This window comes from Leptospiraceae bacterium, assembly GCA_016708435.1.
In the GTDB taxonomy this organism is placed as follows: Bacteria; Spirochaetota; Leptospiria; order Leptospirales; family Leptospiraceae; genus UBA2033.
The window spans coordinates 110,603-124,492 of sequence record JADJFV010000038.1 but is presented as its reverse complement, the minus strand read 5'-3'; the positions used below and the strand labels follow the sequence as shown (position 1 = coordinate 124,492).

The 13,890-nt window shown below is 35.9% G+C and carries 12 protein-coding genes; 10 read left to right on the top strand and 2 right to left on the bottom strand.

Features of this window, described 5'->3' with window-relative positions; translation table 11 throughout:
- Positions 1-131 precede the first annotated feature (131 nt).
- Complete coding sequence (locus IPH52_28455) at positions 132-1,592, top strand: C1 family peptidase (GenBank protein MBK7058915.1); 1,461 nt, start codon at positions 132-134, stop codon at positions 1,590-1,592.
- Between the two features lie 89 nt (positions 1,593-1,681).
- On the top strand, positions 1,682-2,146 hold the full coding sequence (locus tag IPH52_28450) for a hypothetical protein (GenBank protein MBK7058914.1): 465 nt from the start codon (positions 1,682-1,684) through the stop codon (positions 2,144-2,146).
- Positions 2,147-2,183: 37 nt separating this feature from the next.
- On the opposite strand, the gene IPH52_28445 is transcribed toward IPH52_28450, so the two are convergent.
- A complete protein-coding gene (locus IPH52_28445) occupies positions 2,184-2,789 on the bottom strand; it encodes a hypothetical protein (protein MBK7058913.1) in 606 nt (201 codons plus the stop codon).
- A 163-nt stretch (positions 2,790-2,952) separates the two neighbouring features.
- Here IPH52_28445 and IPH52_28440 point away from each other — a divergent pair, with 163 nt between their 5' ends.
- The 6 genes from IPH52_28440 (at position 2,953) to IPH52_28415 (ending at position 8,857) form a co-directional block, all read left to right on the top strand.
- Positions 2,953-3,654, top strand: coding sequence for a hypothetical protein (locus IPH52_28440; protein MBK7058912.1), 702 nt, complete (start codon positions 2,953-2,955; stop codon positions 3,652-3,654).
- Positions 3,655-3,779: 125 nt separating this feature from the next.
- Positions 3,780-5,543, top strand: coding sequence for a transglycosylase domain-containing protein (locus tag IPH52_28435; protein ID MBK7058911.1), 1,764 nt, complete (start codon positions 3,780-3,782; stop codon positions 5,541-5,543).
- Between the two features lie 2 nt (positions 5,544-5,545).
- Complete coding sequence (locus tag IPH52_28430; protein MBK7058910.1) at positions 5,546-6,613, top strand: hypothetical protein; 1,068 nt, start codon at positions 5,546-5,548, stop codon at positions 6,611-6,613.
- The gene (locus tag IPH52_28425) at positions 6,606-7,070 is read left to right on the top strand and encodes a hypothetical protein (GenBank protein MBK7058909.1); all 465 of its coding nucleotides are present in this window, start codon (positions 6,606-6,608) and stop codon (positions 7,068-7,070) included. The genes IPH52_28430 and IPH52_28425 overlap by 8 nt, the downstream gene beginning before the upstream one ends.
- Before the next feature lies 1 nt (position 7,071).
- Entirely contained in the window at positions 7,072-7,926 is an 855-nt protein-coding gene (locus IPH52_28420; GenBank protein ID MBK7058908.1) for a M50 family metallopeptidase, read from the top strand.
- Positions 7,919-8,857, top strand: coding sequence for an SDR family oxidoreductase (locus IPH52_28415; protein MBK7058907.1), 939 nt, complete (start codon positions 7,919-7,921; stop codon positions 8,855-8,857). The genes IPH52_28420 and IPH52_28415 overlap by 8 nt, the downstream gene beginning before the upstream one ends.
- Positions 8,858-9,171: 314 nt before the next feature.
- Here the strand turns inward: IPH52_28415 and IPH52_28410 are convergent, their stop codons facing one another.
- Positions 9,172-9,507, bottom strand: coding sequence for an RNA-binding protein (locus IPH52_28410; GenBank protein MBK7058906.1), 336 nt, complete (start codon positions 9,505-9,507; stop codon positions 9,172-9,174).
- 323 nt (positions 9,508-9,830) lie between these two features.
- On the opposite strand from IPH52_28410, the gene IPH52_28405 reads away from it, so the two are divergent.
- Complete coding sequence (locus IPH52_28405) at positions 9,831-11,744, top strand: PAS domain-containing sensor histidine kinase (protein MBK7058905.1); 1,914 nt, start codon at positions 9,831-9,833, stop codon at positions 11,742-11,744.
- 522 nt (positions 11,745-12,266) lie between these two features.
- Positions 12,267-13,889: a PAS domain-containing sensor histidine kinase gene (locus tag IPH52_28400; GenBank protein ID MBK7058904.1), complete on the top strand. Its 1,623-nt coding sequence runs from the start codon at positions 12,267-12,269 to the stop codon at positions 13,887-13,889.
- Position 13,890: the final 1 nt, after the last annotated feature.

Below are 13,890 nucleotides of genomic sequence, written 5' to 3'. Positions count from 1 at the left end.
ATAGAAAATATACCTCTTACTATTAGAATTTTGGGGGAATTAGAAATAAGAAGTGAATTGGAAATCCATAGAAAGAAAATTCAAATCCGAAATATACACATGGTTCGTAAATTCGGCTATTAGGAGAAATAATGGAAGACATCGATTTAATGGAAGATAAGGAATTATATTTAATAGATCTTCAACTTTTTGGAACAGATGATGAAGATTCTGATGATGCCGGAGATGACTCTGATGATGCAGAAGAGGGAGAATCGGACAACGATGAATCCGAGGAAAATGATTCTGATACAGAAGATGAAAATTCTGATGGAGAAGATGAGGAATCTGATAAAGAAGATGACGAGTCCGATAAAGAAGGCGATGATTCTGATGAAGAAGATAACGAGTCCGATAAAGAAGACGATGATTCCGATGAAGAAGATGACGAGTCCGATAAAGAAGACGATGATTCTGATGAAGAAGGCGAAGAGTTATCTGAGTTAAATGATGAAGAAGTTTTTGAAACTCGGGATGACTATGAAGGCATTGACAATGATTGGTTTGATGAAGACTCCGGGGATTGGACCAATGAAGACTATGAAGAATTCGGTGAAAAATTATTTGGTGAAAACGAATATTTCGGTGAATCTTTCAATGACTGGATGCAAAAAGATGGATATGATATTGTTGACGAAAGTGAAACGAATGAATACCAACAGAAACTTGCCTCTGCAAGCCCAGAATCCTCTTTCTCTTCGGTAAAATTTTTTAAAAAAGAAGGCAAAGTTAGTCCACAAGGATTTTTAACTCCGCAAGCTCTTGCTGCTTTGGTTCAAGCATACGGTAACGATTTCAATACGAAAGATATTTATGTAGTAGACCCTCCTCAAAAAAGAGGCAAGAAGCGCAAACCGGACAAATTACCTAAAGAATTGGACAATCTAAATTCTAAAGATTGTGTTGATCTACGCAAATATTGCAGTCCTATGGGTGACCAAGGTCAAACTTCCCGTTGTAAAGCATTTGCAACCACTCATGGTTATGAAATGCTCAGAATCATTGCAGGAAAAAAACACGAAGAGTTGGCTTGCAGTTATACAATGATGAAATTCCAAGAATTCCAGGGAGACTTCCAAGATTATTCACATGCTTTCATATCTGATGGAACAGTAGGCGGTTCAGAGCCAGCACAAACCATTGCAAAAATAGGTATTTGTAGTGCGAGTTTATGGCCAAACGATGCAGAAGAACCAGAAGCAAGTGATGACGAAATGGATGAGAATGCTAAACAATTTAAAGTTAAGCTCTCTCCTGTTGCAATAGGTATCGACGATGTAAAAAAAGTCCTTAGCAAAGGTTATCCTGTAGAATTTGGAATGAATACGGGAGATGCTTTCATGGAAATCGGAAGAGACGGAATTTTCCGTCAGTCAGAAGCTCCGAAGGGACAGCACGGAGGTCACTCCATGTTGATCGTAGGATACAAGGGAAATTACTTTATTGTGAAGAACTCTTGGGGTGTAGAATGGGGCGATAAAGGTTATTGCTATATACCTAAAAAGGTTTTGGCAGAATCCGATCCTGATTTTACAGCTTTAGTTCCAAAGTAATATTGGAGCAAAAAAATAATTTATTAAATATTTGTAAGCCTAGGCTTGCAAATATTTAATAATCACATCAATCACAAAAAGGAAATAATATGTCGGAATTTACCGAAAACAATATTGAAAAGTTATTTGAAGGAAACGGAAATTTAATTCCTATCAAAATCGAATTGAAAGAATCTTCCGGTCCTGTGTCTCCTCTCTATCAATCAAATTTGAATGTTATCTTGACGAATGAAGGTAATAGTTTGCATTTGAATTATCAGTACAAAGGAAAATATATTGATGGAGTTCCTTCTGACCAAAAGTCCATAGACGAGGTCATTGCGAAGGAAAAAGCTATAGCAATTTTACAAAAGTTTTTAGCATTGAATCCTCTCGGGATAGAGCGAGACATTGACGAAGAAACTAAGAAAAAGGTAGGAATCAGTTTTAACGATCTCACGATCCAAATCGGAAACGAAAAATCAAAGATCAGATATACTCTAAAAGATATTTCAAATTCTCAACTTCTTTCTATAAAGAAAATTATAGATTTTATTAAAAAACTAAATGGTTAGAAAGATTGAAGGAAATTTCTTCTTTAAAATATAATTCCTACCAGATCACAACGAAAGTATTTGAGTCAGCGTTGTATTTTTTCATGGGTTTCGTCTTATCGAGAGTAACCACTGCGTTCGATTGGAATTTTCGAGCAAAACCTTCTATCAAGCCGAGTTCATAAAAGGTAGGAAAACAAGTTGTGCTAGTGCAAATGATTTTATTAATTCCAGGAATTCGTTCAGTAAGAATCCTTCCAGCGACATCTAGGTGTTTACCGCTTGCAACGGCATCATCGTGCATAGTCTTAATTCCATCACGGGAAAGATTAAGCTGATAGGCTCTATCCATATGTCTGAGTGAGGAAACAATATCCTGAACAAAGCTCGGAAGTGGTGCATGATAAATAGTCGCATTGGCTACCTGACGTATTTTTTCTTCGCCTACTTTTTCTTGAATGTCTTTCATTCCCAAAAGAAATCTATCTAAGTCATACCATTCATCTGGATTGATAAAGAATTTTTCCGGAGCCTGGTCATCTGTAATCTTATGAAATTTCATAATCTTAACTCCAATTGGCTTCGACTCACCTAGTAATTCAACGAGTGTGCGAATCGCTCTTCCAGAAATATATAATCCCCTTACTTTATTAACAAATTCCATATATCCTCTTGGTTAGATTTTTACTAAGCGCAATCTAGAGACAAGCCTTTTACTGTCACCTCGAACGCTCGAAGTCCACCGGCTATCGCCACGACCGCCAAGCGAGGTTCGAGGTGACAGGTAACACGCAAATCCCTATCGGTGGTAAAATCTTTTCTACCCCATGTATATTCTAACGGAATTTTCCTATCACGTCGATAATGTATGCGTGAAAACTCTATTTAACGAGCGAATACTGCCTGACGGGAGTTTTTTTTGCGAGAGTTGCCATAGTAAATCAAAGCTTTCTACTCTTCCGAATAGACCTGGAACTTATAAGATTACATGTTACAAATGTAAGCATGAGACCATGGTTAAAGTAGAAGAAGAGGACTCTTCTGAGGGACTGTTAATTCAACCTGAAGAAAAAGTAGAAACTCAATTACAGGCAAAGAAAGAAGCAGAACAAGGCTTAACCGAAGAAGAATACAAAAAATACGAAAGTATATTTTTGCAAGACACCCAAATCATATCCGTAGGGGATGCTGTCAGTAAGCCGCTCATCGAAATCAATAAATTTACAATTCCTAAACTCAAAAGACAGGAAACATGGTTTGATAAATTAGCGCAAAAGCTTCATTTGCCTGAAAAATTTACATCCAATTCATTTTTTCAGTTTGCTAAGAAATATCGTTTTTTCTTAGCGAGTGCAGTATTTATACTCCTCTGCATTTCCATTATTATTCCAATCAAGAATAGCTACGATGAAGTAAAGGGAGAAGTAGATGGACTCTTAGTTGAGTTAAATCGTCATAAGCCAAGTAAAATTCTAGATCGCAATGGAGTCCTTGTCTCTGAAATCTTTCAAAAGAAGACGGGAACTTAAAGCTAACTGATTATCCACCTAAGCTAATTAAGATTATCCTCTCAGTAGAAGATCAAAATTTTTATAAGCATGGCGGTATAGATTATTTTGCCTTAATGCGTGCTACTTATAAAAATATAATCCATATGCGCTATATTCAGGGTGCATCTACAATTACCCAGCAACTCGCCCGTATTCTGATTAAAGACCGACGAAAAAGTATCAGTCGTAAATTCAGAGAAGCACTCGTAGCCATAGCCCTTGAATCCAAACTTTCCAAAGATCAAATTCTAGAAGCGTATTTGAATCAAGTATATCTTGGTCATGGTGCATTTGGAATTGAAAACGGAGCCAAGTATTATTTTAACAAAACTCCTGATAAATTAAAAACGATGGAGATGATTCTACTGTCTTCGCTTGCTTCTGCGCCTAACAGGTATTCTCCTTTTAAAAATAGAGAGCTTTCGGAAAACCGTGTACGGGTAATTGTAAATACCCTTGAAGGTAGAAACATTATCAGTGAAAGATTTCAGAATAAGATAAATAAATTCTATGAGACTCTAGAAACGCCTTCTACACAGACTGTATTTGGAAGTAGATATGATAAAGCTCCTTTTGTAACAGAGCATATACGGGAGTTTCTAAAATCATTAGATCCCAATATCAATATATATGACATCGGCGGCTACACTGTAGAAACCACGCTGGTTCAGGAAATCCAAGAAATTCTTTCCGATGAAGTGGCTGCTCATTTAAACAACCTAAAAGAAAAAGGTAAAATCAAGCGTGTAAAAATTAAGACTGCACCGGATAACACAGAAGTATCCGATGAATTGCAAGCTGCTGTGATTGCACTCGATCCTTCAACAGGCGCTGTTTTATTTATGCATGGCGGTGGAGAACAGTTTAACTCCAAGAATCAATTCAACCGCGCTGTCCAGATGAGAAGACAAACAGGAAGTTCCATCAAACCGGTATTATACGCATCGGCTATCGACTCAGGAATATTCAATGCGGCTACTGTGTTATTAGACGCTCCTATCATGTTTTCATCACCTGATGGAAAGGGAACATGGACACCGGATAATTTCGGTTCTGCCTACGAAGGTGAAATGAATTTACGCGACGCCTTAGCTAAATCAAAGAACACAATTGCTGTGCAGATTGGCGAAAGAATGGGACTCGCTAATTTAGAAAAATACTATTCTGCGTTTTTCTTTCCCGACCCGGCAGAAAAAAACAAACGCTATCGAAATGATCTTTCGGTAACTCTTGGCTCTCTAGAAATTTCTCCCTTAGAAATGGCAACTGTATTTGGAAATTTTTCCAATGATGGAATCATCAAACGACCTTATCTAATTTCACGAGTTCTAAATCAGGAAGGAAAAGAAATTTACAAACATCTAGATCGAGATGAGTTCCAATTAAAAATTCCAGAAGAGCGAAGAGTAATCGCTTCCGATACTGCCGAGGTAATGGTTAGTTTAATGAAAGGAAGTGCGAATGCAAGTGGGATTCGAAAATACGGCTACTCGGGTGAAATCGCAGGAAAGACAGGAACTACTAACGATAATATAGATGCCTGGTTTGTTGGAACAAAGCCGAATCTCTCAATGGCGATTTGGATCGGATATGATGATGCGTCATACGGCATGGGTAAGAGTGGAATGGGTGCAGAACTTGCAGCACCACTCTGGGCAAGAATCGGAAAAAAAATCAAAGACTTAAAGATAGTTCCAGAAGAAAAATTTAATTTTACAAAGAAAGCAACTCGTTTAGTTGTGTGTAGAGAATCAGGACTATTAGCCGCAGATGCGTGCCCGGACAGAGTTTCCGAGTTATTCACAAAAGAGGGAAGACCGAGTGGGACTTGCAGACTCTCACACGACTATGTTCCAAAGATAAGGTAGTAATGCGAAATACAGTCACCTCGAACATTTGGATATTTGCATTTTCCGCAATACAATTGAGTTTTGTGAGAGGTTTATCTTACTTAAAACTGACAAGATCAATCTTCATATTATTGGGAGCAGCTACTCTTAGTTTAACTCAATTAGCTGCCAAAGAATCTACAAGCATTTACAATGAAGCGTATAGAGTAGAAAAAATTTCTCCTGTGCTTGCGATAAATCTTTACGAGAAAGTTTTAGAACAAAAAGATATTTCAAAAAAAATAGAGCGAAATACGATCAATCGGCTTTTCTTTCTATACATCAAATTCAATCGTTTTGAAGAGATTTTTATCTTTAATTCAAAATATCCACCTGATAAGGCAAGACAAAAGAAAACAGACCAGTTAGTTCGAAATATTTCTTTGAAGTTAAAAATAGACGAGTCAGCATTTTTAGAAATGATTGGAATTGCTCTTAGAAGAGATGAAAATTCACGAAAAGAATTACTCAGTATATACAACTATTATCCAAGTTCGTATCTTTTACAATACATCTTCACGATTAAATTCCATACCGGCGACTTGGACACATTAGCCTATTTGATTTCGGAGATACCCGATATTAACCCCGTTTTAAAACTGGCTTATATAATGAAAGCATCAAAAGTTTCTACAACAGCAACAAGTGTAGAGAAAGCAATAAAAGATGCTGCGTCTATCAGTTCCCTAACAGAAGAACAAAAATCCGATATTCTTTATTTCTACGGAACTTACCTTCGAAATAAGAAGAAGTATAGACAAAGTATCCGCTACTTTCATATGAGCGCGACTTATGCAAAAAAAGAAGAAGGATTTCTCGCAGGCGAAATGCTAGAAGCCGCTAAAACTCTTTTTATTGTAGGCTCAGAAAAGGAAGCCTGCTCTATCTTACAAACTAAAATCAGAATTCAGAAAGAATCAGATGAAATTCTAAATCTATACTGTAAAAACAAAAAGAATTTAAAATCAGTAAAGCGCTCTCTCCAAAACCTTTCTGAAAAAGAAGAGGATCCGTTTTATCCAAAAGCACTGAAGGTAATCAATGAATAAACTATTTTACAAATTACTTTTAATTGGATTCTTGATTCCATTTTGTTTAGTTGGTGTGGAAGAAAGAAATCCACTTCCGTTTTATTATCTTACGGGAAAACCTTTTAAGATAAAGCTCAATTTAAAATCACATAGACTCTGTCGTGTGAAGCTAAGTGATGTTATCCAATACAAGAACATTGAACTAGTAGATTGCTATAACCTAGACAAAAAACTTTCCGAGACAATTAAACTTATTCACGATAAGAATGCCAAGAAAAATGAGTTAAATTTGATGTTTGTGGATGAAACAAAAAAGATTGTCAATCCGGAATTACATACTGCCGATGGAAGTTTCACTGTAAAATCCATTCTCTTTTTTAAAAAGGATAAATCCCATCATATTGAACTGACAGATAAAAATGGGGGATACTATTATTTTACCTATGACCCAATTCACGTAGGAGTGGGAGAATAGGATGAGATCGCAGAAAATAATTTTCTTTTTATCTATTATATTAACACTCATAGCCTTCTGGAATTTCCAGGCAATGACTTACCTAAAAGCAGTTATTGTATTATTCCATGAAATCTGTCATGCCTCTGCTGCCCTTCTCACCGGCGGTGTAGTCGAAAGAATATTCATCCATGGAAATGAAACAGGAGAGACAGTTATCTCCGGCAAAATGCAGGCTTCCTTTTTATTCGTAGTCTCAGCGGGTTATATCGGTTCATCGCTACTCGGTGGAGTATTATTAAATAGAGGATTTGATAAAAAACATGCAAAACAATTCTTAGGATTTGTTGGAATCTTTCTCATTCTATTCACACATTTCTATTCGGCTAATCATGATTTTACCTATAACACCGGAATTCGATTTGGGATAATCTTTGTTATCTTATCATTTACCAGCAGAGAAATTTCTTCTCTCACATTAATATTTTTAGGCACAAGTGTATCTCTTTACAGTATTTATGATCTTGTAGACTTCACCAATCACATCCATCATACAGATGCAGGAATTTTAGCGAGTTGGATTCTTGGAAAAAAAGAAAAGCTATTTGGATTAAATCTAAAAGAATTTGGCATTCTAATCGCAGTCATCTGGTCATCGATTAGTCTATTTATTTTAGGAACTCTTGTAAAAAAAACTTTTACAGAGAAAGACCCCTTTGCAAGAATGAGTAAATTAAAAAGACAATTCGCAGAAGCCAAAGTAGAGCCCGATGTGGCACAATGGTTTTTATCTAGAGGTCTTGATCTAAACGGAAAACCGTTAGACAAAGACTGGGCAACACAATTAAAGAAAGAAGGAATGAAAGAGCATGAGTAAACGTATTCTAATAACAGGCGGAGCAGGATTTATTGGTTCTCATCTATGTGAGAAGCTTTTAAAAGAAGGCAACGAGGTATTATCCGTTGACAATTATTTCACGGGAAGAAAAAAAAATATCCAACACCTATTGAAAAATCCAAACTTTGAAATGATAAGACATGATATTGTAAATGAATTTAGAGCAGAGGTAGATCAGATTTATAATTTTGCCTGCCCTGCTTCTCCCGTTCACTACCAATACAATGCAATCTCAACGATTAAGACTAACGTTTTAGGAATGATGAATATGCTCGGTCTTGCCAAGAAGGTAAGAGCGCGTATCCTCCAAGCCTCCACTAGTGAAGTATACGGAAACCCACTCGAACACCCGCAAAAAGAAACCTATTGGGGAAATGTAAACACGATTGGAATTCGAAGTTGCTATGATGAAGGAAAAAGAATTTCTGAAACACTTTGCTTTGATTATCATAGACAACATAAAGTGGATATCCGTGTTATCCGCATCTTTAATACCTACGGTCCTCGTATGCTTGCAAATGATGGTCGTGTAGTAAGTAACTTCATCGTACAAGCTTTATCCGGCAAAGACATTACGATTTATGGAGACGGAAGTCAAACTCGTTCTTTTTGTTTCGTAGATGATTTAGTCAATGGAATTGTTGCTATGATGAACCAGGATAGTTTTTCCGGACCGGTTAATCTCGGTAATTCGGACGAATTTACAGTAAAAGAATTAGCAGAGCTTGTAATCAAACTCACTAAATCAAAATCTAAAATTATTTACAATCCTCTTCCTCAAGATGATCCTGCTCGCCGTCGTCCTGATCTCTCTCTTGCCAAAGAAAAGCTCGGTTATAAATTTACTGTTCCTTTAGTAGAAGGCTTAAAAAGAACAATCAAGTATTTCCAGGGTGAGATTAAGAAGTAGATTTACCCCTGTCACCTCGAACTGCATCATCGTGAGAGGTCTATCTTGCTTAAAACTATCGCATTTTTGTCAGATAGATTTCTCACATCCACCTATTTGTTTAGTTGCAAATCCAGCCGACACGCGATGTTCGAAATGACTGTATAGATCCTTAACTTACAATAGCGATAAGCAGAAAATATCAGTGATGACAACAAAATAAAAAAAGTCCCTATCTCACGAATGAAACAGGGACTCTTACAAGGCTTAAAACAAAAAGATTAAATAAAAACCTCTGTGTCTCAGTGCCTCTGTGGCAAATCTTAATTTACCGATTAGTAGTTTCTGCGACCACGATCACGGTCTCTTCCACCACCGCCGCCATATCCACCACCACGGTTTCCACCGCCACCGTTGTCATCATATGTTTTTTTAGGTTGAGCTTCGTTTACTTTTAAAGCACGGCCTTTTAGTTCTTTATCATTTAAATCACTGATAGCGGCTAACGCTTCTTTTTTATTTGTCATTTCGATAAATCCAATCCCACGAGATTGACCAGTGTATTTGTCTGTGATAATTTTTACTGATGTAACTTCTCCAAATGTTTCAAAAAGTTGTCTTACATCATTTTCTGTTGCTTCGTATGTTAAGTTGCCTACGTAAATATTCATATTTAAATCCTTAAAATTTTTTGGTCTGGAGAATTATAGAAAAGCGGAAATTTTTAATGTTAAGACAAGAAAAATCAAAACCCTGCTGTAAAATCTTTTTGTCTTTTTAACGAGAACTGTGAGAGAAGAGGCAGATAAATGCAAATACTCAAAGAAACAATAATCAATGCTGAAACAAAAAATCCAAATCTGTTTACCATTAATAATCTCACTCTTTTATTGTCAAACAGTAATTTGCCGCTACGAATGAAAAGGAATACCTTTATTTACATATCCACCAAAATTTTCTTTACTTTTAAAGGATTCTGATACATAATTTACGAATGATAGGCGATGATAATATTTCAGACCACTACAAAAAAACAATTGGTAAACATGCAATCCTTGCCATTACGGATTTGAATGGAACGATTACCTACGTCAACGATCAGTTCTGTGAAATTAGCCAATACACAAGAGAAGAGTTAATTGGCAGCAATCATCGCATTATCAATTCAGGTTATCATCCAAAAGAATTTTTTGAAGATATGTATTCTGCAATTACAAAAGGCGAAGTCTGGCAAGGTGATATTCGAAACCGCGCAAAAGATGGAAGCTACTATTGGGTATCCACAATGATTACTCCACTGAAAAATGAACAAGGAATCATTGATCAATACTTTGCAATTCGAATCGTCAATACCAAAAGAAAACAAGCCGAAGAGGCAATGCGTATCAGTGAACAAAGATATCGTGGTCTATTAGCCAATCTTGACGCAGGAGTGATCGTTCATGCGCCTGACACTTCCATTATAAAGAATAATCCAAGGGCTTCCGAATTATTAGGATTAGACGATGGACAAATGCGAGGTAAACAGGCAAATGACCCATATTGGAAATTTTTATATGAGGATAATAGTCAATTACCGTTAGATAGATACCCTGTGAATGAAATTCTATTCACAAAAAAACCAATAAAGAATAGAATATTTGGCATTGAACGAGCGGCTAATGATGTCATCTGGGTTTCGGCTGATGGCTTTCCAGTTTTCCAAACAGATGACGAAATATCTGAAATCGTAATTAGCTTCATTGATATTACCGAGCGAAGAAAAATGGAAGTCGAGATGATTGAGAAAAGCAAATTTGTGGAGTCTTTATTAAATCTAAATCCTAGCATACTTTATATCCACGATATTATCGAACGACGAAACGTATTTAGCAACGAAGGTATAGAGCGAATTCTCGGATACTCAAGAAATGAAATCCAAGGTTTTGGGAGCCAAGCTCTTTTCTTATTGATGCACCCAGAAGACCGTTCAGCATTCATAGAAAAAATTTATCCACTATATAAAAACACTAAAGACAATGCACAAATAGTTCATCAATACAGAATGAAAAGTAAAGATGGTCTCTGGCATTGGATCGAGAGCACCGAAATTATATACAAACGACTAAGCGATGGTTCGGTCAAACAAATATTTGGCGCAGCAAATGACATTACCGAGCGCAAACAAGCAGAAGAAGCACTTCAGAAACACGCTCAAGAGCTGGAAATTTTAAACAATACAAAAGATAAATTTTTTAATATCATAGCGCATGATCTTCGTAATCCGTTCATTGGAATTACAGGAATCTCCGAAATTTTAGAAGCAGAGCTTACACGAGATAACAACGAAAGGTCATCCGAATTTTTAAAGTATACGCAAATGATTCAAACCTCCGCAAAATCTGCATTTACCTTACTTGAGAATTTAATGGAATGGGCAAAAGCGCAAACAGGAAATATTAAAGTTAAACCTGAAAATATTTCTTTTGATTATATACTCTCTTATACAATTCCAATTATAAGTGGAAACGCATTTAAGAAAAATATTGCAATCAAAAAAGCATTAGCGACAACGGATAGAATTTACGCAGATGAATCCTTAGTGAGCACAATTCTTCGAAATCTTCTTACAAATGCAATTAAGTTTACTCATCCTAACGGTAAAATAATAGTATCCACAGAAAGTAAGAATAACTTCTTGGAAATTTCTGTGAACGATTCAGGAGTTGGAATTGAAACTAAGAACCTAGAAAAAATATTTAGAATAGATTCCAAATTCAGCAAACTAGGAACCGACAAAGAAAAAGGAACTGGACTTGGACTAATCCTCTGCAAAGAATTCGTAGAAATGCAGGGTGGTAAAATCTGGGTTACAAGTGAAGTCGGAATCGGAAGCAGGTTTACTTTTAGTTTACCCCTCGCTAAATGAGTCATAACGTTACCCACAAATAATAAGAAACTGATTACCACCGATTAACACTGATAAAAGAACGATAAAAAAACGATATGGATTCATACCAAATCACGATTATTAAATCAATATCGTATCGTTTTATCGGTGCTCTTCCCCCCTTCGCTCCAAGTATTCGCGACCTACGCCTTCGCCTGTCCATCGGTGGTAATCTTTGAATATTTCACTTAGAACAAAAAGATATGGGTAACGTTATGCTATATGAGTGAATGAGAACTGCTATTCGATATTTTGAAAGAATAGCCATCGAATTCTGTTAAGTTAAGGAAAATCAAGTAGAGATTAGTTGCTACGATTAAAACATTGCAAGGTTCCAAGAAGCTACATAAAAAAAACTCCATATTTAAGATTTTTTAAGCGGAATTATTTTTTTAATAGACAAGTAATTACTTTAAAACGACAGTTTATCATAGGTTTCTTTCTTTTTTTACTTTCGATTATAAGAATGACAAGTCGTAATATAAGGATAACTGGTAAGACATGAAAACTATAGAATACTTAGAAGGTTTATTAGAAGAAAATTCAATCATTTTAGAAGACTTAGCGAATATACAGAAAGCTATCAATAAAGTCCTGATGCGCCAATCAGCTATTGACCAGCATTCCATTCTTACAACTACAGATTTAGAAGGAAATATACTCTATGTCAACGAGCGATGCTGCGAGATTAGTAAATACTCAAGAGAAGAATTAATCGGCAAATCCCACCGCATCATAAACTCAGGATACCACTCAAAATTTTTTTTCGAAAATTTATACTCCACTTTAAAAAAAGGAGAGATTTGGCGAGGAGAAATCAGAAACAAAGCTAAAGATGGAAGTATATTCTGGGTAGCCACTACCATTGTTCCAATAAAAGATAAAGAAGGAAATATCTTAGAATACTTTGCATCTAGAACCGATATCACCCATAGAAAAAATATGGAAGAAGAATTATTTACAAGCCAACAATTATTAAAAGAACAAAATGATAAATTGCGCCATGCACAAAAAGAAATGTATTTAATGCATTCCCGTTATTTGGATATATTCTACTTAGCCCCAATTGGTTATTGCACTATCAATGAAGATGGATCTTTGCAAGAAGCAAATCTTGCTCTTATGGGTAAGCTTGATTATTCTCATCTGGAAATAACTAAACTGAAAATTTATGATTTTATTCTGCCAGAAGAACATGATATGCTTAATCTCTTTCTTAAAAATGTTAAGGAAACAGGCAATCCCAAATCATTCGAGGTTAGAATGAAAAAAAAGAACGAGACAATTTTCTGGGTGCAGTTAGAATTAGTTAGTTTTACGGATAACGATGGTATGGCACAATATCTTATCGCCATGATAGACATCAGCGAGAGAAAACAGATCGAGCTTACACTACAAACCTATACTCAGGAATTGGAAAAAACAAACAAAACAAAGGACAAATTCTTCAATATCATCGCACATGATCTGCGTAATCCATTTGCAGGACTCATGTCCCTATCTGATATAATGCAGACATCGCTGGTTGAAAATAATAATGAACAAGCATCCATATTTCTAAAATATACGCATATGATTTTCAACTCCTCAAAATCAGCGCTTTCTCTCATAGATAACTTGGCACAATGGGCAAAAACACAAACTGGGAATATTGCTGTTAACCACAGGAAAGTTTCTTTTAATTTCTTAGTCTCTATTACCATCCCAATCGTAAGCGGAAATGCATTTAATAAAAATATTTCTATCGAAACAGATCTAACAGAAGAAGACATTGTCTATGCGGATGAATACCTGATTACTACAGTTCTTAGAAATCTACTAACCAATGCAATTAAATTCACTCACACCAATGGCAAAATAGTAGTATCCACAAAAAACAAAGATGGCTTCTTCGAAGTTTCTGTTAATGATTCTGGAATTGGAATGAATCCGCAAAACCTAGAAAAAATATTTAAAATAGATTCCAAATTTAGCAATTTAGGAACGAATAATGAAAAAGGAACTGGTCTTGGACTCATACTCTGTAAAGAATTCGTAGAATTGCAAGGGGGTAGAATATGGGTAACAAGTAACGTAGGAATTGGAAGCACGTTTACTTTCACTTTGCCTCTAGCTCAAAAATAAT

Coding starts and splice junctions, on each gene's coding strand:
- IPH52_28400 (MBK7058904.1), top strand. CDS start 12,267: ATGAAAACTATAGAATACTTAGAAGGTTTATTAGAAGAAAATTCAATC.
- IPH52_28405 (MBK7058905.1), top strand. CDS start 9,831: ATGATAGGCGATGATAATATTTCAGACCACTACAAAAAAACAATTGGT.
- IPH52_28440 (MBK7058912.1), top strand. CDS start 2,953: ATGTATATTCTAACGGAATTTTCCTATCACGTCGATAATGTATGCGTG.
- IPH52_28410 (MBK7058906.1), bottom strand. CDS start 9,507: ATGAATATTTACGTAGGCAACTTAACATACGAAGCAACAGAAAATGAT.
- IPH52_28450 (MBK7058914.1), top strand. CDS start 1,682: ATGTCGGAATTTACCGAAAACAATATTGAAAAGTTATTTGAAGGAAAC.
- IPH52_28445 (MBK7058913.1), bottom strand. CDS start 2,789: ATGGAATTTGTTAATAAAGTAAGGGGATTATATATTTCTGGAAGAGCG.
- IPH52_28425 (MBK7058909.1), top strand. CDS start 6,606: ATGAATAAACTATTTTACAAATTACTTTTAATTGGATTCTTGATTCCA.
- IPH52_28420 (MBK7058908.1), top strand. CDS start 7,072: ATGAGATCGCAGAAAATAATTTTCTTTTTATCTATTATATTAACACTC.
- IPH52_28435 (MBK7058911.1), top strand. CDS start 3,780: ATGCGCTATATTCAGGGTGCATCTACAATTACCCAGCAACTCGCCCGT.
- IPH52_28430 (MBK7058910.1), top strand. CDS start 5,546: ATGCGAAATACAGTCACCTCGAACATTTGGATATTTGCATTTTCCGCA.
- IPH52_28415 (MBK7058907.1), top strand. CDS start 7,919: ATGAGTAAACGTATTCTAATAACAGGCGGAGCAGGATTTATTGGTTCT.
- IPH52_28455 (MBK7058915.1), top strand. CDS start 132: ATGGAAGACATCGATTTAATGGAAGATAAGGAATTATATTTAATAGAT.